At 50.9% G+C, this 21,747-nt stretch carries 14 protein-coding genes; 4 read left to right on the top strand and 10 right to left on the bottom strand.

Translation table 11 applies throughout. From position 1 onward, the window contains the following. Positions 1 to 85: 85 nt before the first annotated feature. The 7 genes from KB559_RS13140 to KB559_RS13170 are packed head-to-tail and all read right to left on the bottom strand — an operon-like array spanning position 86 to position 14,080. Positions 86 to 3,268 (bottom strand): GAP1-N2 domain-containing protein, encoded by a 3,183-nt coding sequence (locus KB559_RS13140; RefSeq protein WP_211022385.1) that lies wholly within the window; start codon positions 3,266 to 3,268, stop codon positions 86 to 88. Further along, positions 3,265 to 4,527 (bottom strand): TRAFAC clade GTPase domain-containing protein, encoded by a 1,263-nt coding sequence (locus tag KB559_RS13145; RefSeq protein ID WP_211022386.1) that lies wholly within the window; start codon positions 4,525 to 4,527, stop codon positions 3,265 to 3,267. Before KB559_RS13145 ends, KB559_RS13140 begins: the two co-directional genes overlap by 4 nt. A gap of 27 nt (positions 4,528 to 4,554) precedes the next feature. Continuing rightward, complete coding sequence (locus KB559_RS13150) at positions 4,555 to 5,190, bottom strand: beta-mannanase (RefSeq protein WP_211022387.1); 636 nt, start codon at positions 5,188 to 5,190, stop codon at positions 4,555 to 4,557. 22 nt (positions 5,191 to 5,212) lie between these two features. Continuing rightward, positions 5,213 to 6,493 carry a vWA domain-containing protein gene (locus KB559_RS13155; protein WP_211022388.1) on the bottom strand — a complete coding sequence of 427 codons (1,281 nt, stop codon included), beginning with the start codon at positions 6,491 to 6,493 and terminating at the stop codon, positions 5,213 to 5,215. Positions 6,494 to 6,529: 36 nt separating this feature from the next. Next, positions 6,530 to 8,914 carry a transcription initiation factor TFIID gene (locus KB559_RS13160; RefSeq protein WP_211022389.1) on the bottom strand — a complete coding sequence of 795 codons (2,385 nt, stop codon included), beginning with the start codon at positions 8,912 to 8,914 and terminating at the stop codon, positions 6,530 to 6,532. Positions 8,915 to 8,917: 3 nt separating this feature from the next. Continuing rightward, on the bottom strand, positions 8,918 to 12,307 hold the full coding sequence (locus KB559_RS13165) for a tubulin-like doman-containing protein (protein WP_211022390.1): 3,390 nt from the start codon (positions 12,305 to 12,307) through the stop codon (positions 8,918 to 8,920). Positions 12,308 to 12,340: 33 nt separating this feature from the next. After that, positions 12,341 to 14,080: a vWA domain-containing protein gene (locus KB559_RS13170; protein ID WP_247681814.1), complete on the bottom strand. Its 1,740-nt coding sequence runs from the start codon at positions 14,078 to 14,080 to the stop codon at positions 12,341 to 12,343. A gap of 732 nt (positions 14,081 to 14,812) precedes the next feature. Between KB559_RS13170 and KB559_RS13175 the strand changes: the two genes are divergently transcribed. Together KB559_RS13175 and KB559_RS13180 are read left to right on the top strand one after the other, a co-directional pair. Continuing rightward, positions 14,813 to 15,583, top strand: coding sequence for a hypothetical protein (locus KB559_RS13175; protein WP_247681789.1), 771 nt, complete (start codon positions 14,813 to 14,815; stop codon positions 15,581 to 15,583). Beyond that, the gene (locus KB559_RS13180; protein WP_211022393.1) at positions 15,580 to 17,334 is read left to right on the top strand and encodes a hypothetical protein; all 1,755 of its coding nucleotides are present in this window, start codon (positions 15,580 to 15,582) and stop codon (positions 17,332 to 17,334) included. Before KB559_RS13175 ends, KB559_RS13180 begins: the two co-directional genes overlap by 4 nt. On the opposite strand, the gene KB559_RS13185 is transcribed toward KB559_RS13180, so the two are convergent. From KB559_RS13185 to KB559_RS13195, 3 genes are all read right to left on the bottom strand, one after another. After that, a complete protein-coding gene (locus KB559_RS13185) occupies positions 17,298 to 18,380 on the bottom strand; it encodes an acyltransferase family protein (RefSeq protein WP_247681815.1) in 1,083 nt (360 codons plus the stop codon). The genes KB559_RS13180 and KB559_RS13185 overlap by 37 nt on opposite strands. A gap of 159 nt (positions 18,381 to 18,539) precedes the next feature. Then, entirely contained in the window at positions 18,540 to 19,358 is an 819-nt protein-coding gene (locus KB559_RS13190; RefSeq protein ID WP_211022395.1) for a methyl-accepting chemotaxis protein, read from the bottom strand. A 55-nt stretch (positions 19,359 to 19,413) separates the two neighbouring features. Then, positions 19,414 to 19,983, bottom strand: coding sequence for a lysozyme inhibitor LprI family protein (locus KB559_RS13195; protein WP_211022396.1), 570 nt, complete (start codon positions 19,981 to 19,983; stop codon positions 19,414 to 19,416). Positions 19,984 to 20,165: 182 nt separating this feature from the next. Here KB559_RS13195 and KB559_RS13200 point away from each other — a divergent pair, with 182 nt between their 5' ends. Together KB559_RS13200 and KB559_RS13205 are read left to right on the top strand one after the other, a co-directional pair. Next, on the top strand, positions 20,166 to 21,074 hold the full coding sequence (locus KB559_RS13200) for a DMT family transporter (RefSeq protein ID WP_211022397.1): 909 nt from the start codon (positions 20,166 to 20,168) through the stop codon (positions 21,072 to 21,074). Between the two features lie 28 nt (positions 21,075 to 21,102). After that, positions 21,103 to 21,741: a Vat family streptogramin A O-acetyltransferase gene (locus KB559_RS13205; protein ID WP_211022398.1), complete on the top strand. Its 639-nt coding sequence runs from the start codon at positions 21,103 to 21,105 to the stop codon at positions 21,739 to 21,741. Positions 21,742 to 21,747 lie beyond the last annotated feature (6 nt).

A 21,747-nucleotide genomic window follows, 5' to 3' on the forward strand; every position in this document is an offset into this window, starting at 1 on the left:
GAAGGTTTAACGTCTCTCACGTCCGTTAGGATCGTGAGCAGCTGTTACTTTACGCCATAGAGTGAAACGTGAGACTAAGCCGTCTTCATTTTCCAGGCTCCGTCTGTTTCTGGGAACCGACATCGGTTTGATCCTCAGACTCCTGCTTAGTAAATTCCATAACTTTATAGTCGATCCCCTTCACGGTAATCACACTTCCGTCAGGAATGGATTGCTCCACGATGACGGTAACCCGGCCGGGATACTGTTCCGGTGTTTTTATTTCCGGTTCGGAAGCGGGATCCGTCCCGGTAGTTCCGGTATTTGTGCCTGTACCTGGAGCTCCTGCATCTGTACCTGAAGTTGCCGTACCCGCACTTGAATTTCCAGTACCAGTAGCTCCAGCACCTGAAGTTCCTGTGCCGTCAGTTCCTGAAGTGTCCGTTGAATCTTTGGTCCCTGTATCAGCAGATTCCGATTTCCCGGTTGCCGGGTCCGCTACCTCGCCGGTCGCAGGATCCGTTTTCTTACCTGCCGCCTCATTTCCTTCGACCTCTCCCTTGCTTCCATCACCATTCTGGGATGGGTCAACTGCATCTCCGCCATCGTTTGCCTCCGAGTTCCCGTTATCGGGAACGCCGGAAGAACATTCGGAGGTGAATTTCAGCATGGACAGCTCCTGCGGCTCTTGACCCGTTACCTGAATGGACAGTGCGCTTGGATCAAATACTTTGCACTCGGCCAAATCATCGAAAGGGAAAATCAGGCGCGTTTCTGCCTTGCCGTCATCCTTGGTTTTCAATGGCTCGGCAAATACTATAGGTTCCGAAACCGGATCCACCGGATCACCCGCTCCGTCGGTCGTTGCAGGGGGATTATCATCCTTCCCGATCACGCCGGTCTCTTTCAATACCCACAATCCTCCGACGATAACGATCACCAACAGGCAGAGCACTGCTGATGCGGCAACGACGGCCTTCCGATTCTTGACCAATAACCGGCTCAGCGGAGATGACAACTCCAGCTTAGCCTTGTCGAATACAGACCCCAGCGCCTTTCCTGCCTTCGAAAAATAGTTCCGTCGATAATCGCGGCTCTTGAAGGCGGACTTATCATGTCTTTTGAAGTAGGCCAAAATCGCTGAGCCATAGGCAGGAACCAAGCCCCGGGGACGCGAAAAATGCGGGTGCGCTTGAGACCACAGCATAAACTGATAAATCATTTCCTTGTTATCGGCATTTCTGCGTAAATAGTCAAACAGCGCGACATACTCCACAAAGCCCGACTCCGACTCCCGATAGAAGGCTAAGGCAAGTCTATGGAATTCAGAAGGCCTGATCTCGCCCTGAAGCCATCTGCGAACAATCTGTTGAACGCGGTCCACTTCCATCAAGCCTAATCCGTCAAATACCTCAACGTCCGGTTTGTCCTCAGTAAACATCCGGTGGAGAGCGTACAGCATAGCTGCATTACCGCTTAAACGAGTATCCTTCTGATCCCGCACCCAGGCCTTGCCGTCGATCCGGCTCAAGAACTCGGCACTTAGCAGCTGCTCTTTGGTAAGCCTGTCCAAATCCAATTCGCTTAGCAACGTCCGGCTAGCTGCCCTGGATAAGGTCTCTACCATACCCGAATCCTGTAATGCGCTATCCGCCGGAGAATGGCCCTCAGACCATTTGCCGGTTTCCAGCAAAATCAGATTCACGGCACGAAGCAGCTGCGAATTGCTGCGCAACATATCCAACAACCGGTTGCGCGCAGCCTCCTGAAACGAAGGGTTGTAAAGCACCCGCGGGTGTTTAGCCCCCCAGGAGTAGATCAAGTTCAAAATTCCCTTGATATCTCCCGATTTATTGAATTTATCTTGAATATAAGGCTCAAATAAAGCTCTGGAGAGCCCCTCGTTAGCCAATATACTCGTAAAGAAAGCGGCATCCAGACCAGGGTGCCCTTCAATCAGCGCATAGAATGCATCGGCCGCATCCCGCCGTTCCTGCAGCAGAGCATTTTTCAAAGCCCGGACGTAATAAGCGATGATCTTATCCTCCTGCCCGGCTCCTTGAATGCTGAAATAATCACGGAAGCATTCCGCTACAGCAAGGTCGGGGATTTGTCCCTGGCTGACCCGGTCAAACTCAAGATCAAAGCGGGACAGGAATAGATCGTTCAGCTCCATTCTCGTTTCCAGGGATCCGGCCGGCTGCAAATAGTCCAGCAATCCCCGCAAAACCGCAAGCTTATGATCTTCATACATCGCGTCATCGCCGGATTTCACCTGATAGAATACGGCCAATTCATGATAGCTGGACAGGGCCGACTTGCGTTCGCTGCCCATTCCTTCCAGCATTTCATCGGCAAAAACAAAGAAATCTTCCAGCCGGTCCCTGTGCTCCAAGCTATTCCAGGCAAGATCGAGGTACGGCTGACGCGACCAATCCAGATCCATCTGTCCGGTCCGCTCGGCAGCCAAATCAAACACAAAGTCTTTCTCGATATTGCGATCATGAGGGCGCAGGCTCCCTTTTTCCACAAACTGAAGATGAATATACTTCTTGTTGGTCGGTTCCTTAGCATAAGTAAGGAAGCCCAGACGTCTGCGGAACTCAAAAGGAAGGCAGGAATACAAAATGTCCAGCAAAGAGAGCGCCTCTTTGGAAATGTCCTCAATAGGGACGTTCAGCGAGATATATACTTTCTTTCTGCCCTGGCCCGAAGCGGTCATTACGGCGAACAACAATTGTTTGAAAAGGAGTTCATCCAGACCGAGCCGGGCCAGACGTTCCTTCGCGGAAGCTTGTCCCGCTTGTCCCGCAAGTCCCGCAGCAGCCATGCTCCCTTCCAAGTGCGGAATTTGCGGCAATTCAGGCAGTTCAAGCCCGCGCTCCACATCATACCCGCCTTCAAAGGCGGCTTCGATCAAGGACTTATAATTCGTTACAATCTCCTCGGAGCGTTCTCCGGGGATGACATAGTTATGCGTAAAAAAAGCGCTCCGCAAGCCGGTGAAATCCACCGGCTGGTAAATGCTGCGCCCAAGCACGGTTTCGCCGCCTTCGGCATGAAACAAATGGACGGACTCGGGATACAAGGCTGCGTCCTTTTCGCTGCGGGCAGTAAGTTCGGCAGGCGCATCATACAAGCAGAACGGATGAAGGATCTTCTTGATGAATGCTGCGTCAAGACCGGGAGATTTGGCTACCGTATCGAAGCCTTCGGCGGAGCGAAATATGCCCCGCCGCTCCCGGGTGTACATTTGCTGCTGGATGCTTCCTGGAGAGATGGACTTCAATGCAATTCTCTCCCCTCGATGTAATTCAACTGGTACAGCAGCCAGATAAACGGCTCATCCACCCGGATCGGGCTGACTACGCCTTGCAGCTTCTGATCCACCGGATTGCTCCCGAGCGCGGAAACCGCGAAATACGCCGTATTAGTAAAGTACACATCCATCGTGCCTTTAAACGGACGGTCGACCTTCTCGATAAAGCGCCGGATCTCTCCGTCGATATTTTCAAATTCGGCGACATTAAAGCTTTTACGGTGAACGACATTGTTGAATACGTTACTGTTCGATTTGATGTATTCCCCATCCCCATCGCTCAATGCGCGAAGCATATCGCTCTTGGTCAGGACGACGGCCGTTGGAATATCGGTTTTCCCCTTTTCCTCATAGGCGATGAAATCCCCGAACATCGTCAGCACCACGTCCCGCGGTTCATCGTACTGGGAGACCCATTCACCCGGCTCCCCGCCGATATTGATGCGGATCTTCTCGCGAATCGAGCGGATTTGCAGCGGATCGACCATAAATAGAATGCCGGAGGAATTCTTGATGTGCTGGCCCTGCAATCCCAGATAATCCTGATCCACCATTCCCTCGCCCGCTACATCAAAGAAGACCAGCGTCAATGGCGGCTTCCGGTCATCCTTAAACACAAACTGAAAAATAAACGGCTCCTGCATCTTCTCTTTCTGAGTCGAAGCGAGCAGATCTCCGCGTTCGAACAACGGCTCCTCGTACATACTGCGGAACTTCCGGCTGATCTCCGCATTCAGCGGCATACAGGCCGCATCGAAGTGATCCGCCGTCGTATTCTGAAGCGTATGAATCAGAGAAGTCATATACACCGACTTCCCGACCTGCGAAGCTCCGATGATGGAGATGATGTTGCTCGGCACTTTGCCGGCGGTAACCGGAAGCTCGTTATGGCAGTGCGGACATAACCTCCGGCGCGTGATGATCCCGTAGCGGTCATTTAGCCCGATCAGCACGTGATCCGAATAAATCCGGTGTTCCTCCGGAACCTGATGAGGAGCGATAATCGCCTCCATATCATAGACCGTGTCCAGGCCAAAGCGCTCCCGGTACTTGTTCAACGCTTCGTCCTCGCCCAGGGCGTAGTCCTCGTCGTCCTCCCGGTGATGTGCCGCCCGGAACACTACTTCCTCCGGTGAAAACTTACTGAAGCAGTAAGGACAGACAATATCGTAGAATAACGGCCGCGGCGCGGCCTGTGGTTTCTTCTTGAACATCTCGAAAATGCCCATGGTTCATTCCTCCTTCAGGCTCTGCGATTACTCCGCGATGAGCTCATACAATTGTCCGTATTTGCGCCCATCCGTAAAGAACAGCCGGACGTAATCGCCTTTGCCCACCTCGATGACAGGCAGAACGTTTCTCCCCGGAGCAAAGTCCTGCAGAAAATGATAGACGGTCCCATCCTCCTTGCCTGCCGGATACCCACCCTGTTTCTTGACGTAACAGAGAACATCCTTGCCGAGCGCCGTCTCCGTCATCACTTGAATCTGAATGCTTTTATATTTGCGGAACAGGCTGTTCTTCTGCGTAACAGAGTAATAAATCCGTGCTCGGCCGGCATTCATCACCAACCGGTTCTGCCCGTCCTGCTGATGGATCAGCTGCAATTCGTCGTCTGCCGTCAGGCATCCGTATACCGTATATAATACGCGTCCAATTCCGTCCAGACGCTCGCGATAGCCGCCGTTCGCCTTGTATTCCTCCCGCGTGTAGAGCTTCATGTCCGTCTCCGCCGGCAATGTATCCAAGGAGTCGTCTGCGGGGCCTTTGTGAATATACACCGCCTGGACTCCCTCCGGCCAACGCCATCGCAGGCATATCCAGTCTTCATCCAGACTGTAGTTCATTTCCCGAATTAACGGAGTTGACGGTGCCGCATCGATAACCCGCATGTTCTCTTCAACCTCCCTTGCTCTAGAATCCCCGGTTGACTCCGTCCCGCGGCCGTTCTCCGATGCCATTGCTGGCCGGGGAGCTATGTCCGTTCCGACGGCGCCCGGTTATTCTGCCTTGGTTCTCTTTTACAGGCACCACCAGCGTAAACAGGGCAATAACCCCCGCCAGCAGCAAGCAGGCCAACAGACGGACGATTACATCAATAAACTCTTCTCCGGACAATCCGAATTCCAGAAGCAGCCCCGCCAGGATTCCTCCTGCCGCGCCGCCGATGCTGAAGCTCTTGGCCAGATACCGGTTATCAAACATAATGCCGAGCCCTAATCCGATCACCGCTCCGATCAGAAGGATCGATAAGATTCGCAGCGCCATGTAAATGCCGCTATCTTCCGTCGGACCCGTCCGCTTCGTTACAAGGGTACGCTCCCCTATGTTGTCGTATATTTTCTGGAAGGCAAAAGTCAGCTGATCCGCTTCGGCCACATCCTGATATTGTCCGCCCGTCTGAGCGGCAATTTCTTTAAGCAGAGCGGAGCCTTCCGCATTATCCAATCCGAGACCTATCGCATTGATGGCGATCCCGTCTTTTTTGTACTCGCTGAGCGCATTCGCCGTATCCACTTCGCTATAACCGTCCGACAGCAAAATTACCAGTGTTCCCCGGCTAGAGGAGTTTCGCGATTTAATCTGGTCCATCGCTTCAGTCAGAGCCAGATCAATGTTCGTTCCCCCCTGCATCGGCTCAAGGCCGTCCAGTCTGGAGAACACCTCTTCTTTTACCCCTTGATCCTTCAGTCTGACAAAGGGCTGAATCAACTGGACCCTATCGTCAAACACGATGATGGCCGCCTCTTTATCCTGATCCATCTTGTTAATCAGCATTTTGGTTGCCCCGTAACGGCTATTGTCCGGATCGCTGGCCTCCATGCTTCCGGAGTCGTCGATGACAAACACGATATTCTTGACCTGCTTCAGCCCGCCGAGATTCAATTCATAAACGAATTCAAGCGCCAGGCCTACGACAAACACCATCACCAGGGTTGCCGGAACGACCAGCTTCCAAGAAGCGCCTACGTATCGTTGGCGCCAGGAAGACCCGTTTAGCCGCGGCTTGGTCATTTCAGCCACCAGACAGAATACGCCGATGCACAGAGCCAGAATCCCGAAATACAAACCGATGATCACCATGCCGGGCAAATCGCCGGGAAGGCGATTCAGCAGGATTTCGCCGACGACAAAACCGACGGCCCCCCCAACCAGACTGAACAACAACAGGAGCAAATTGATTTTACGCCTCATCTTGTTTGCTTCCTTTCCATTGATTTAATAGTTCTCTCAACGCAGTTCCGGCAGGCTGTCGGGTTGTATACCGTGAAACTCATAACCGTTCGCAAGATAGGTCTCGTAATACACCTTGCCATTGCGGTAATACATTAGGTCCTCCAAATGAAAACCGCCCATCAGGTTCAGCTTCACTACGCCGCTGCTGCGTCTCTCATGAAGGCATCCGAGCTTATAGATCCGCGACGTTTCATCGACGCCAAACACATAACGGACGAATTCACTTTCATAATCCCCGAAAATATACTTCTCTTCATAACGGTGTTCCTGCGTGTAATCATACAGCCGCAAATGGATGGCGGCGCGGTCTTCGAGGGTTCGATACAGCTTCTTGAACAATTCGTCCTTCGAAAGAACTTCCTTATTGCTGTAATCAATCGTAACATTCGAACGCTGCAGCAACTCTTCTTCAAACGTCAGCTTGAAATAGGATGAAGTCAGCAGAGTGTCCCGGCAAACCGAAATCAGTTTCGTCAGAAGGCCCTCTGTTCCGTTATGATCCAGCAGTTCCCGCTGATTACCAAGCATTCTATCTTCAAAAAATACGCCAGGTCCGCGCTTCGCCTTCCATTCGTCGATCACGCGTTTTGTCACCAGCTCGTAGTATTCCATAATATTTTGGCCGATGTAGTCGTCCGCCCAGGTTACGCTCTCCTGAGCCGCCTCTTTTAGTTGGCTTTCCAGGCTTTCCAGTTGAGTGATCTTACCGCCGTAACGCTTATGCAAGGCCTCGACTTCCGCCTCGATCCTCGTGATCAGCTTCAGCTTCATCTCCAGAACCAGCAGTTTCCGCTTTCTGTAATAGACGGTCTGGAACAGCTCCGAGATGCAAGCCCGCAAATTACGCTTATCCATAAACGGCACCCGCTTAAAAGACAAATGATCCACGATTCCTCCGGAAATCTGGTCCAACTCGGCCTTCGCCAAGTCCAGCTCCATTTGCGTTTCCCGGTACAAGGCTTGCAAAAACGGCCTTATTCCGCCGTTCTCTTTATGCTCACCACTCCAGTGAAACAGCTGGAACAGGCCGATAAGCGGGTCAGCAGCCATGCCGGTCCGTACCGCATGATCCAGTTCTTCCGCTACATTCAGCTGTTCCAGCCGCCGCCGGGCTGTTTCTTCGTAGTTGCTTCGGAAGAAGGCGGCACAACCGCCGCCGAACAACGCTTCCTCCGCCTCCCGAAGCGACATTTGACGTATAGCCGCATAGCTGACCTCGTTAGTCATCAGGGCATGCATCTCGGAAATCGCCTCGACATCAGGTACCAGCGTGGATACCCGTTCCTCGATCAATACCGGGTTTACGCCGAACAAAGCCAGCCTCTGCTGCTCGCTTGCCCCCGGGTCCTGTGCCATATCTGTCATCATCTGACGATAGAAGTGATAGAGTACCACCAAGGCAATCGATTGGTTAGGCCGCTTCACCTTGGCTAAGCCAGCCGAAACGTATCCCTGACGACCCGATTGAGTCATGATGTTATTCTTGAACGAAGTGTTGTTGTAGCTGCTATTAGCCGGATCAAAGGCCTGTTCTTTGTATTTCCGGTTCTTCAATAGACTGATATGGCTGATCATTTCATAGCTGCTATACAGTTCGCCCGCCGACATAATCCCCCGCTCGTTGCGATCCGACAGAACATACACCAGATCAAACAACGGGGCGGCCCGGTGGGTCACCGGAATCGAAAGACCGTCTTCCGTGACGTGCAGATTGGCCGTAAAAGAATAATCCGGCTGCTGCATATAATCGAGCTCCCGCAAGAAGGCCACGCCCGCCGAACTGCCGTAGCCGAACGCCTCCACTTGTTCCCGCTCGCTGATCAAGGCGTACAAATCCATCTGCACCGACTTGAACGATTGACCGAGGATCGATTCCGCCAGCAGCGAAAGCTCGGGGACAAACACATTAAGCGGGTCATCGACCCGCGTAATCACAGAGAGATGAATCCGGTCGAAGGAAGAATAGAGCCGGCCGTATTCCGATATACTGCTGCTGACCTGGCGAATAGCCCGGTTTAATTCAAACAATCCTTGCCCATTGCGGTAAAACTCCCGGTACATGCGGGGACGAACCGTCTTCGGATCGTCCCCTCCCCCTATACCGTCGAGAATATGCCTTTTGACCGAAACCGAAGAGCTGCCCTCTGATTGAGCAGATACCCCTTGTGCGGTCATGACATGTAAATACATAACCCCTTTGCTGTTATCCCATTTTCGGTCATTGAGTTCCTTGACTACGTCGATCGCCTCCGCGGTCTTGTCACCAATGAACAGAAACAAAGCGGGATAATGAATGCTGCTCTGATCGTCGCCCTGAAGGGTCAGGCGTTCCTCATTCCGGTCATAATCTATTGCAAATTGCTCCAATTGCTCCTTCATCGCTTACTTCAACCTTTTACGAATATCGTTTAATTGGGCGGCTATTCCCTTGTAGAATTGATACAGTTCCTCGCCGTTAGCCAATTCGATCTTCTCATATTCCAACGCATCGCGGGCTTCCAGGAAATTCACGGTCAGCTCATCCAGCTTGGACAGCAGCGGCGCGATATCCTCCGAAGCCGTCATTTCCGAAGCACGGCGGGACGCCTTGCGCAGTAAAGTATTCCGGCTCTTCTCATCCAGCCCGCGGAAATGAGTAAACACCTCGTATTCCGCATAGTTCCGGCTCTTCATCAGGTTGGCAAAAGGCTCCCAAGCCTCTTCCTCGGCGTCGCGATCATAGACATAAAGGGCGCCCTTCTTCACAATTGTGCCCGTATACATCGCCTCGATAAATTGCTCCAGCCATTTCTCCTCGTCGCGATATTGTCCGAGCAGTCCTTCCAACCGGTCGGCCATTTCACGAATCGCATTATACTTGGCCAGTTCGCTGCGGACCGTAGCGATCAGTTCCGGCGAGCGAATAAGGTTCTCTTGGGCTAGATCTTCAGTGATACTGCCGAAGATATCTTTACTAGCTGCGACCTCCAAACCGTCGGACAGCAGCCGCTTCAGCTCGGTCAAGGCGGACTTCACCTCGCCCAGATTCGGCTTCGGCGCGTCAAGACGCATATCGTATCCGGCCAGCTTCCGATCCAGATCAAACGGTACGGTCTGAACTACGGCAAACCGGTTGCTTGTATTTTGATCGATACTCTTCTCCACAATGATCTTCAAACTGCGGGCTTCGCCAAACTCGCCGCGAACACGCGCATTGTAGCTCTGCACCCGCTGGTTCACATAAACATCGCCCCAGGATTTCTCGGGAATCGGAGAAGGCAGATACGTCCAGTTATTCTTGTCGGTTTGCACCAGATGGCGTCCGATGCCTTCCTTATCGAGAATCGTACGTTCATAGCTTTCTTCGTACACTTTAAGCGGTGTATAGACGAAGAGCGGCACACCGTTGCGGGTGTTAAGCCAGAAGATGCGGTTCTTGACTTCGCTCTCCTTCACCGTGAAGTGGGATTTGCCTACCGCGTTATTCTGATAATTGCGGATCCCCTTCAGAATGCTCGGAGCCTGAACCGGAACCGATACGAAGCCCCAGGCCGGGAAGTTCAAATTCCCGGTACTGTTAGATAAATGGAACACCGGTACGGCTTCATCGTCCAGCTTGCTCGCAATATTGCGCTCCACAAACTTCTCGATGGATTCATCCTGCCCATACTTAATGATCAGGAATTCCTCCATCGACTTCGTGATCAAATCCCCGAACTTGTCGCTAAGGAAGGAAGAGATCGAGCTGACAATGTCGATTTCCTGCTCCTTGATCCACTGATTGGAGTGGTTCAACAGCTCCGTCGAGAAATCGCGGATCAAATCGTCCACGTCCTTCTGCTCCATCAAATTATTAACGACCTTGGAGATATCGGGAACGCTGACGATGTTCCAATAGTACGTTTTGTTCCCTTTATGATCAGACTGCTCCTCCCCGTTAATGAGGATGTCTCCGTTCTTGGCAAAAATAGAGCTGAGCGCGTTCAACACTTCCGTAAATACGTTATAAATCCGGTTATTTTCCGAGTTAAGCAACTCGTAAAGATCCTCGTAGAACTCGATCAATTGCTCCGTACGCTCCGTATCGGCATGGAGCCAGTACTCATTGATTTTCGCTTCGATATAGAAGTTCTTCTTCTTATCCTTGGATACGAAGGCGCTCTTTGCGTCGCTCAGCTTATCGGCAGCCTGCTCTTGCGCCGCTTCGATCTCGCGAGGAATGCGCAGCAGATTCTCCCGCAGCGCTTCAATGTAGGACAGAAGCATTTTTAGCAGGCAGAAGCCTTTCTCCGTATAGACCAGCCGGGACACGTAGAACGGCCCTTGCTCCGGATGAAGAAACAGCCGGCGGACCTGATCGCGGAACTGCTCCATGATTTCGCCGGGAAGCTGCTTCTTCGCCTTGATGTATTCTTCGCGGGCCCGTGCCAGGAAATTCTGCTCCAGCTCGGTATCGATATTTACCACCTGCGATTTCACCACATTGGCATGGCTAAGCCGTTCGCTGTTCTCATAACCGGGAAGCGGCTCGGGAACGCGCGATTCGAAGGTTTTGGCCATGCTGTCGAGGTCGATCCCCAGCTTCCGGGCAAATTTCTCCACGTCCTCCTGGTTCGGAGCCTTCTCAAACATGCCTTCCATCTTGTCAAACAAACGGTAAGCCAAATACGTCGTCATTTCTTCGATCGGAAGAACCGCCGACGAAGCGCCGATAATGTTGTATTCGTAGTTGGCGGGATAGATTTTGTTCATCTGCGCGATATTCGTGCGAATGTTACTGATGTAGTCGTGGATGGCAAATTCCTCTCCGGATTGCTTATCCTCACTGGCCATAAAGTTCGTGATATTCTCGGCCGTCACGTTCATGCAGTAATCGTAGGCATTCTCCAGCAGCTTACCTTCCGTATTCGTCGCCGAAATCAAATGGCAAAGATTAAACGGCGGCAACGGGGAATTCACGGTAAGAATGTTGCCGTACTGCTGTTTGAACCGCTCGCCGCGGCTATCCACGTTCATCCAATAGTCCAGTTCCTTCAGCGCGGCATACCCGTTCTTCTTAATATATTCCCGGGTATGCTCGCTCAGGCTCTTGTTCGAAAGGTTGATATCCGGGGTGAACAAATATCCGAGCGTATTCACCCGGTCGATGCCCGCTGAGCCGTGATCGCGCTCGATGATGCCCCGTACGATATAGGCGATGTCCAGGAAGCAGCCGCTGCCGGTTCCGCCGGATAAGCCGGTAAGGAGAAATACCATCAGCTTCTTGTTGGTGCCGACGGACAACGTCTTGATCTTCTTATCGATGGCTTGCACCACTTGGGTAATTTTCGTAAACAGCAGCAATCTTCCGGCCTGGCGCACGCCGGCCGCACCGTTCATCCCATCGGTGATGCTTAATTCAGGCGACAGCCATTCCGTAATGTAAGGCTCAAGGATACTGCGGTTTTGCAGTAATCCCCCGATTTCGGCGTTCGATAACAACACGAATTCATTGATCGGGTCGAGGCCGATGCCTTTATATTTCTTGGTCCGGTCCTGTTCATTCGTTTCAAATGCCAGGAACTCCACATTGTCCGGCTTTTCCCGCTTTTTCTTGGAAAGCGGATCTTCCGGGAGCCGGAACCGCCGGTTAATCTGGTATTTCAGCCGCAGCAGCGCATCGATCCCCGTGCCGCCCAAACCGATGATCAGCATCGGGTTGTCGATCGTGTCGACCCGGATCTTATCGCTGACAATGCCTCCGCCTAATGAAACGTCCAATTGTTGAATATGTTCTCTTACTACGGGCTTCATATGTGTTCCCCCTATTCGCTTTTAGAACAACCCTTACACGAGATATTCGATAAAAATCGTTTTGTCCACACTGCTCAGCGGGAGGGTGATACGATCCCCGCCTTTCAGCTCATAGCCTTTGCTTGCGTCGATGGCACGCCCCGACTTTTCGATCGTTCCGGCGGTGCCACTCGTTATGATGATCCGGTCATTGCTGCCGGGGGTGAAGACGATTCTTTCCGTCTCCTTCAGTTCAGGCGCCAGCTGCAGGAGCTGGTGAAGATTAAATTTGCCGCGGAAGGCGGTTAATTTCTTGTACTGCGGATAAGACTTTTCGTTTGTATTCTCATCGCGGATTTCGAGGACGATTTGTCCCACAAAACCGCGGTTATTCTGCTTCACCTTCCGGAATATGAAATATCCCGCAACCAGCAGGACAAGAGCGGCTGCAACCCCCAAAATCACCGGCAATAGCGGAAAAGGCTTCTTCTCTTCCCCGCCGCTTGGCGTGGAGGCTGGAGGAGTCGCTGCTGCCGATCCCGCCGGCTTAGCGGTTATTTTGACGGGAGGACTCTCGCGGTAAAAGCTCTTCTCCTCCGCCTTCACCACCAATTCATATTCATGCTTGTCAGGAATCTTGTAGGTTCCTTCAAACTTGTCGCCCTTATTGTCCAATTTGATTTCTTCCGTCTTACCGGAATCGAGATCGGTTACCTTCAGGACCGCGGCCATATTCTTATACATTTCGTCGTTGGCCAGCTTCTGTCCGTTACTGGTCAGATAGGAAGAAATAGCGACTTCATCTCCCGGTTTGTAGCTTGTGGAAGGCAAGGGCTCCATGGCCAGTTCCAGATCGTAATTGAACACGAGATTAATATCGATTTTGTCTTTCGATGTTCCCTTGACCTTCAGTTTCCAATCCCCTTCGCTTGGGGACAACAGCTTGAGCAAGGTATAGCTCTTCGAGTTGGTAACCACCACGTCGCCGGACGGAATCGCTACCGCCTTCCCGGAAGGGTCGATGAGCTCCGTCTCCACCGGCTTGGACGACATGATAGAGATATTCGCTTCCAGTACGTTGGCGTTCGGAACATTGACGGTGACCTCTTGAAAATTACCGGTACCCGTCATGCTCTGGATCGGTACGATTTTCAGCTTTAGATGACTGGCAAAGATTTCGCTCAAAATTTGCGGAAGGTCCTCCGCCGAATTGGTGGAGAAGGATTTGGCCGCGGTTTTATCGGACAGGGCAGCCAAAGCCTCTTTATTTAACTTGCCGTCGGCGTTCAGCCCGATCGTGTAAATCGGAATCCCCGCCTGCTTGGCCTCTTCGACCGAAGCATTCAATTCCTTATCGGATTCACTCTGCGTTCTACCCGAGTTTTTGTCAAAATCGTTATTCCCGTCGGCCAGAACGACGATCATCGGATCGTGGTTCGGGTCCGCACCGTTCTGAAGCACTTTGATCGCTTCTTTTACACCGACCGCAATATCCGTGTAAGGCCCTCTGTCCAGGCCGTCGATAAATTGCTTCAAGTCCTCCTTGTCGCCCGGAGTCTTGATTTCAAGCAGGGCCTTTTCTCTCTGGATTTTATCGGTAAAGGCGACGATGCCCACTCTGTCGCCATTAACCGACAGCATATCGATAAACATCTTCATGGCTTCATTACCAATTTTATTAGTATCGCTCGTATTCATGGAGTTGCTGACATCCACAACAAGCACGGCATCGATCTGCGAGGTCTGTCCGGCGGCATAAGCCCCCGGCAAACGGAAGCTGAAGAGAAGCAACATCAGCGATAATGCGAGCAGCAAACTGCGAGTTTTTATTTTTCTTTGGAACATGTGTAGTACTCCTTTACTGAAAAATCGTTATGTTATTGCCGCTGCATGATTTGACAAATCTCCCCCTAAGATCTGCCAATGCTATGCCAATATGATATAATTAACGCCTGTAAAGTTCAATTATTTTAAAGGTTGTTCAAAAAGACATCTTTCCACGACGAAGCAGAACATGAAGCGGATTCGACGTCGAATCTTGAATTCAGCCGGGCCTTCCGTTGCTCACGTACCTCATGTACGCTCCGCTACTCAGTCCCTAGCTTCATCCAACCTTCTTGGTCCTGAAAACCTGTCTTTTTGAACTCGCACTTTTAGGTATAATGGCCTGCTCGGCCTATAAAAGAAGGAGACTGTATATGATTACTTACGTTTGCCTGGCTATTTTGTTTCTTTTTGTCATTGCAAAATCAATCATATATTGGAGACGCAATAAGAATTCGATTGCGCCCGAAGAGCTTGACCGCAGGCTGGTACTCCAAATAAACCGGGATAGTGATAACCATGGACAATAAGATTCCTGTACAAATTAAACCTACTATTAAAACGAAATATGTATATGAAAAGTTAAGAATATGCAACAATTGCCATCGCTATACGATTTTACGCGAAGATAATTGTACGTTCTGCGGGAAGCCCGGTCTTCTTCCCCTGCGTGAAAAGGCTGCTGCAACCGTACGCCGCACCATGCGCAATGAAAGGCTGGCCGCGATACTGATCACCCTGATCAGTATCTTCTTCGGCAGAAGCTTTCAAGAGATGGCGATTGGGCTGGCCGGAGGGGTCATTCTGACCGGGTGTCTCTGGTTTGTTCAGCGCAGGCTGCTTCCGCGGGCCGTTTCCCGGGAAATAGCCCGAATGTTCCTGCACGATCGTCAAAGAATAGCGGACGGACTCATCGCTAATCTGGACCGGGCCGTCGAAACGGGCAAAGAAGATAAAGCCCGCTCTTATGAAATGCTGCGGGAAATCGCCGCGCTGGTCCATGATGACACCATCCGGTCGCTGCAAATCATACTGCTGCAATCTTTTGTGCTTCGTAAGGATATGGAGCTGGAATTGGAGCCGTTGCTGCAAAGCCGATTTGATCCTGATCTTGCCCGCTATATCGGCGAATTAGCAAAAATCAAACGCGAGCTGATCAAAGACAGGACCTTTCGCTACATATTAAAATATGAACATGAAATTGCCTCCTTGGAACGCGGAGAAGACATTCTTGCCGGGGTGGCCGGAGCCGCCGTAAGGTTGAAACGTTACGTCCTGAGCTACTCCGACTTCATTTCGCGGTATGCGCGCCTGCTTCCCAAAGAGCGATTCTTGCGCCTTTACCGGGTCATAGCCACAAATCCAAACGAGCCGTGGACTTCCCTGGCGGATGAGGTTTACCGGATTTACAATGAGAAATACCAATGGGATGCCGATTTTCAGCAAATAACACCAAGGAGCATTTCCTTATGATGATTCGTAGATTGGTCTCTCTGCAAAGCCTGCTTCTTGCATCATGTGCCGTTATGCTGATTCTTATCGGTCTCAAGGGTTATGGAATTTCGCAAAAGATGGCCTGGTTTGACGAGGCCGAGCGCCTCTATGCGGAGAAGGATTTAATCCAGGCCGAAACCTGGTATTTGAAAGCCCGAAACAACACCTCTATAGACTATAGGGAGGACATCATCTCGGCTCGTCTGAAAGAGCTGGCTCCGATTACGGATATGAAACGGCAGCTGGCGGAGTTAAGCTCGCAAGGAGCTAAGGCCACTTCCAAAGGCGATTTCGATAAGCTTATGGATGTCTATGCGAAGTTATCCCTGCTTCGCAACACCTATTATACGGGGAACGGGCCTTATAGCGAAAATTACCGTGAAATTTCGAAATCGAACAACGTTTCCGAGAAGTTCGTCTCCTATTTCGCCCAGTTCAAGGACCGGTTCTACGCGGATATGGATCACAATCTGGATACCGGCGATTATTCGAATGAATCCTTTAAATGGAATCTGCTCCGGATCCCTTTCAACTTTTACGGGGACAGCTCCAAGCAAATCAGCGAATTAAGCGCCAAATTCAAAACCTACGACGCAAGAAGAATCAAAGCCACCGCGTCCAAGGGCCTTTATGACACTTTATTCGCTGAAGCAAAGGATATGCTGGACGCCTACAAAAGCCATCAGTTTGAAGCGCCATGGATCACAAGCACAACGAAAGAGCTTATTGGAAGCCTGCTGGAATACGATCTGAAAGAAGAAAACTATGCCGCCTTCGCCAAGCATGCCAAACAATACAAGGAATTCGCAAACCAAGCCGACCCCGGGTCGTCGCTGACGGAATATGCGGAGGGCCAAATTGCGCGATTGATGAAAAAAGCCAAGAAAATGGCGGCACAAGGGGAGTATCAGGAGGCCATTAATCTCTATAATGCACTGAGTGGTTACCAGGATACCGGCGAAGCCGTGGATCAGGTCAAGCTGGCCTGGATGGCTGCAGAACCGTCCCAACTGCTCCCTATTCGAAGTGAGGGGGACAGCTATCAACACGTAAGCGGGGGTACTGACGCTTACGGCTCCAAGATATATGTCACGGCAGCCGATGAGACAAACCGGATTTATTTCGGCAGAATGAACGCCCAGGAACAAGTTCAGGTGCTCAGCAATACGGATATAACTTCAAATGCGACCATCCGGCAGCTGTCTATTGAACGTAAATTAAGCAACAAAGAGACCCCTGTCCTTCTCGTTGAAGCCGATTCCGCAAGCAGGAACGCGCTTTATGCGTTGTTTGAAGTTCAGGATGACCGGATTGAGCTGATCCTGTGGGTTGAAGCGGACAATCTGACCATCAACCCGGATGGCAGCCTCCTTGTAGAGAATCCCGCAGGATCGGGCGAGGGACAAATCGCCATTTACGAACGGTCAGGCTCCTACTATGAGTTTACCGGCGTCAAGACCGTTATCCCGGAGATTGCCCCTGAAGATATCGCTCAATATCCGCAGAAAAAGGTACGCTTCACATGCACGATCTCCGCGCCGGGCGAATTCGAAACTACGGCATGGGCCGGAGACAATTATATCGTGCTGACAGGTGACTTCCAATTCTCGGAGGGACCCGCTGTTATTACCGGTACGTTTGTTGAATATAAGGACATCATGATCAATGAGGACCTGCTAAACGTTCCCGTAGTTCAAGTGGATTCCGTTGAGCCATCTACGTTGCCCTGACTCTTCCGGGATAATGACCCTCGCTCCATTTTCGACTTCAGATAGGCCGTGAACCTGAATTCAATGTAATGATAGGACAGATGCGATATCAGGACCGACAGCGCTAACGATAACAGCGCGTAGATTCCGAAGGAAACCGCATTTGTCCCTATCATGGCGGCGAATTTGGGCACGGCTATTTTTAATGGAAACATGACCATTGTATGCCACATGTACAAACTGAAGCTGATCCTTCCCAAGTAACGCATCACGCTCGTTCGTAGAAACCGGGACAGCAGCCCATACTCCATCAGGATAGGGATAAACAGCAAGAAGCTCAGCACAAGCGCGGCCCAAATCGGAACCTTTAACGTATAGTAGGACAGATAGATTGCAGCCAACAGAATTACGCCATTAAAATAAAACGCTTTGACGGGTTTCCAGTAGCTCTTAATCTGTGTCTGGCTGAAATACGCCGCGACACCTACGGCAAAGAAGGAGAAGTCTTTACGATAATAAATAATGATGATCGCAGCGGCAGCTACCAGGGCATACAGTATGCCCTTCCGAACCCTGGGCAACTTGGAGCTGCGGTAGATTAGCCAAGCCAATCCAGCAATAATATAGAAGAATAACTCGTAACTCAGTGACCAGGCAACGATCTGAGCGATCGGAAGCGGGAACATTCCGGGCAGCAGAAGAGCGTTGGATATGAAATGAAACGCGTATTGCCCCGGTCCGATTCCATCCATCCATTTATATTCGATCACCGGTCCGACCGCGAAAATAATAAGATGAATCGTTATAAATACGGGATAGATCCGCAGCAGCCGGTTGACGGCAAACTCCCGGAACGATCTTTTATTCAACAAGCTTTGGGTGATCAAGTATCCGCTGATTACGAAGAACAGGTTTACTGATATAGGCCCGGCCTCATTGATCATATAAAGAAAATTTTCCTTGGGAATCTCGGGAATGTATCCCTCGATCACGGCGGAAATATAGATATGATAGATCACAACCGACAGGGCAAGCAGTCCGCGCAGTCCCATCAGCGTATAATTCATCTTCTTCACGAATCCTTATCCCCTTTGCCAAAAACGGTCAAATCCTCTCACTCTACTTAATCACAGGATGGCTATCTAGTCCACTGGCGGACCAACCGCAGCCCGTCTATATGCAAGAAGACACCCTTCCGGGTGCCTCCTTCGCTAATACAATACTGTTTATAGTCTCTTGGCAAATTGATTCAGCCGTTCGGACATTTGTTGAATTTCCTCAATAAACGAAGACATGTGCTGGGCCGACTCCGCTTGTTCTTCCACCACTTGGTTGATCCGGTCGATGGATTTCCCCATTTCCGCCGTAACCTCTCTGAATTCTTTTAAAATCCCCTGTATAACTCTGGTGGAGGAAACCGTCTCATTGGACAGCTTTCGGATCTCCCCCGCTACAATGCCGAACCCTCTTCCTTTATCCCCGGCATGAGCTGCCTCAATCGAGGCGTTAAGCCCGAGCAAATTCGTCTGATCTCCGACGGCTTTTACGATGGAGACGACTTCATCCGTCTTGTTGACCTGTTCCTCGGTCGCCCGGGCGAGGGCAAGGAGCTGGTGAGTAAAGCCCGCCAAGTCATTTGAACCGCTCGCCATGCGGGACAGCCGGGCGTTTGCCTGGGTCAGCGAGTCCGCGATTTGATCGGAAATGTCCCGGAGTTCGCTCTGCTTGCGCAGTTGGACCGCAATACCGCCGATAACATGTCCTTCATGGTCATGCAGCGGGGTAGCCGTCCCCGTAAATTCAAATCCGTAAAAATCAGCAGGCACTTCTGCCTTCAGGCTTATATTGTTTTTGATTGCGTTCGTCAGCGGTTCATCGGGATGCAATAACTGGTCGACCTTGATTTGCAGGTCGATATTCTCCCCCGGCCAATAAGCGACAAACTTGTCCAGATCGCAAATCGCGATCGACAAATCCATCGGAACGGCCTCCTTAATAACAGGTATGATTGCCATGAAGTCTTCCAGCGTTCTCTCTTTATCCATTCCCAAACCCCATTCTTCGAATACTGCAATGAATTATATTACAATATACGCCCTGCTAAAGTAGTTCTACCAGCTCATAACATCTTTCCTTGGTAATCCGGGCTTTGGCGGAAAGCAGCTGCAAGGCCTCCATCGTCCCGCCCTTATACTCTGCCGCTTCCTTCTCGGCGGTTTCGTCTCTCTCTGTAATCCACTCACGCTGCTCCTGCTTCAAGGCTGCCATATCCTTCTCGGAAAGCCGATCTTCCAGTTCCCCATAAATTTCGTTCAGGGCCGCATCCCACCGTTTATAGGTTTCATTGGCTGCCTGGGTCATCGATACGGTGGTCCCCTCCTCGTTCAGCTCCTCCAAATCCGCAAGCCCCTTCTCGACCTCATCCAGCTTTTTCGTATAATCAGCCCGCAATGATTCGCTGTTGGTTGATTGGTCAGCTTTATTCGATGGCTGGTTCCCGTTCGTTTGCTGATCATCTTCAGAAGTTGCAGGTTCCTTCGTTACTTCGTTCTGGTTCGTCTGCCCGTTCTGACTCGGAGGTGTGCTTTCAGTCTCTTTGTCCGAATTTCCATTTCCGCATCCCGCCAAGATACTGCACGCCAGCAAGCTTAAGATCAGTATTTTTCTCATCATTCTCCACCCATTCTTTTTGGATTTTTCTAATATAAGGTAAAACGAATATACAGCCAGGATTGTTGCGATATCATTGACAGCCTTTCCGGAACGGCCTGTATAATAAGAAGGCTTAGCCGAAGTATCAATAAAGAAAAACGGTATCTTTTCATCTAACCGACAAGGAGAATTACTAAGTTATGTGGTTTCTATTCGCTTTACTGACCGCCCTCGCTTGGGGAGGCGCAGATTTGTTCTATAAGAAAGGCAGCGACTCCCGCGATCGGTTCAGCCATATCAAAATCGTTATCATGGTCGGGCTCGTCATGGGGGTTCATGCCACAGGGTATATGCTGTTTAAGGGAATTACGCTGGAGCCGGCCGACCTGCTTCGCTATTTACCCGTATCGGTCCTTTACATCTTATCGATGACGATCGGGTATATCGGGCTCCGTTATCTTGAATTGTCTATCGCCTCCCCCGTCCAGAACTCCTCCGGGGCTGTCACCACGATTCTGCTGTTTCTGTTTTTTACACATTCATTAAATACGCTGGAGGTTACGGGCATAGTCATTATTACCCTCGGCGTGATCGGTTTAGCAGTCTTGGAAAAAAAAGCCGAGCAAATCGCGCTTCGAGCCAGTTCGACCAAGATCGATCCGAAATATCAAATCGGCATGATGGCGATCCTATTTCCGGTTCTATACGCTCTGATCGATGGGCTCGGCACGTTTGCCGACGGGATTTACCTCGATGAACTGAGCCTGATCAGCGAGGACGCGGCCCTGCTTTCCTACGAATTCACTTTTTTCGCCTGCGCTGTTCTGGCCTTCATCTACCTCCGGTTTGTGAAAAAACAGCGGTTCAACCTGTTCCAGGAGCGCGTCAAAGGCTATGCGGCCGTATTTGAAACGATCGGTCAATTCTTCTATGTATTCGCCATGTCCAGCAACGCCATCATTGCCGCGCCGCTGATTGCTTCTTACAGTATCTTTTCCGTCATTCTGTCCCGGATTTTCCTGAAGGAACGACTGAACAAGGCGCAGTACGCCGTCGTTATAGCGGTCATTATCGGCATCGCCCTGCTCGGAATTGCGGATGAATTGTAATATACTGGAGGCGAGAGGTGATTGAGAGATGAATAGAATCGGTCCTGATCCGAATGCCATTTTTCCTAACCCAAGCATGAAAAGAATTTGCTATATCAAAAATGTGATCACCAGGTCTAACATTAGTATCGGCGACTATACGTATTATGACGATCCCGATGGTGCGGATCAATTTGAATCCCACGTTACTCATCATTATGAGTTTTTGGGCGATAAGCTAGTGATCGGCAGGTTTTGCGCCATCGCCAAGGGCATCGAATTCGTCATGAATGGCGCCAATCATCGGATGAACTCCGTAACTACGTACCCTTTTAATATTATGGGCGAAGGCTGGGAGACCGTTCCGGTCTCATTGGACCAGTTTCCCTTCAAAGGAGATACCGTGATTGGGAATGACGTATGGATCGGTCAAAATGTGACGATCATGCCCGGAGTCCATATCGGTGACGGCGCCATCATCGCAGCCAATTCCCTGGTGGCCAAGGATATCCCCGCCTACCATATCGCGGGCGGTAATCCGTGCCGGATCATTAAGAAGCGGTTTGACGATGAGCTCATATCGTATCTTGAACAGCTAAAATGGTGGGATTGGCCTGCAGACAAAATTTTCGATAACCTGGAGATTCTGTGCAGCTCTGACCTTGAAATGATTAAAAACGTGAAGTAGAAAACA

The sequence above is a fragment of the Paenibacillus sp. Marseille-P2973 genome (assembly GCF_018101095.1).
GTDB classification, from domain to species: Bacteria; Bacillota; Bacilli; order Paenibacillales; family Paenibacillaceae; genus Fontibacillus; species Fontibacillus vini.

What these genes read in the sequence shown, in the direction of transcription:
- KB559_RS13145 (WP_211022386.1), bottom strand. Translation starts at nt 4,527, where the DNA reads ATGGGCATTTTCGAGATGTTCAAGAAGAAACCACAGGCCGCGCCGCGG.
- KB559_RS13150 (WP_211022387.1), bottom strand. Translation starts at nt 5,190, where the DNA reads ATGCGGGTTATCGATGCGGCACCGTCAACTCCGTTAATTCGGGAAATG.
- KB559_RS13155 (WP_211022388.1), bottom strand. Translation starts at nt 6,493, where the DNA reads ATGAGGCGTAAAATCAATTTGCTCCTGTTGTTGTTCAGTCTGGTTGGG.
- KB559_RS13160 (WP_211022389.1), bottom strand. Translation starts at nt 8,914, where the DNA reads ATGAAGGAGCAATTGGAGCAATTTGCAATAGATTATGACCGGAATGAG.
- KB559_RS13165 (WP_211022390.1), bottom strand. Translation starts at nt 12,307, where the DNA reads ATGAAGCCCGTAGTAAGAGAACATATTCAACAATTGGACGTTTCATTA.
- KB559_RS13170 (WP_247681814.1), bottom strand. Translation starts at nt 14,080, where the DNA reads ATGTTGCTTCTCTTCAGCTTCCGTTTGCCGGGGGCTTATGCCGCCGGA.
- KB559_RS13175 (WP_247681789.1), top strand. Translation starts at nt 14,813, where the DNA reads ATGCGCAATGAAAGGCTGGCCGCGATACTGATCACCCTGATCAGTATC.
- KB559_RS13180 (WP_211022393.1), top strand. Translation starts at nt 15,580, where the DNA reads ATGATGATTCGTAGATTGGTCTCTCTGCAAAGCCTGCTTCTTGCATCA.
- KB559_RS13185 (WP_247681815.1), bottom strand. Translation starts at nt 18,380, where the DNA reads ATGAATTATACGCTGATGGGACTGCGCGGACTGCTTGCCCTGTCGGTT.
- KB559_RS13190 (WP_211022395.1), bottom strand. Translation starts at nt 19,358, where the DNA reads ATGGATAAAGAGAGAACGCTGGAAGACTTCATGGCAATCATACCTGTT.
- KB559_RS13195 (WP_211022396.1), bottom strand. Translation starts at nt 19,983, where the DNA reads ATGAGAAAAATACTGATCTTAAGCTTGCTGGCGTGCAGTATCTTGGCG.
- KB559_RS13200 (WP_211022397.1), top strand. Translation starts at nt 20,166, where the DNA reads ATGTGGTTTCTATTCGCTTTACTGACCGCCCTCGCTTGGGGAGGCGCA.
- KB559_RS13205 (WP_211022398.1), top strand. Translation starts at nt 21,103, where the DNA reads ATGAATAGAATCGGTCCTGATCCGAATGCCATTTTTCCTAACCCAAGC.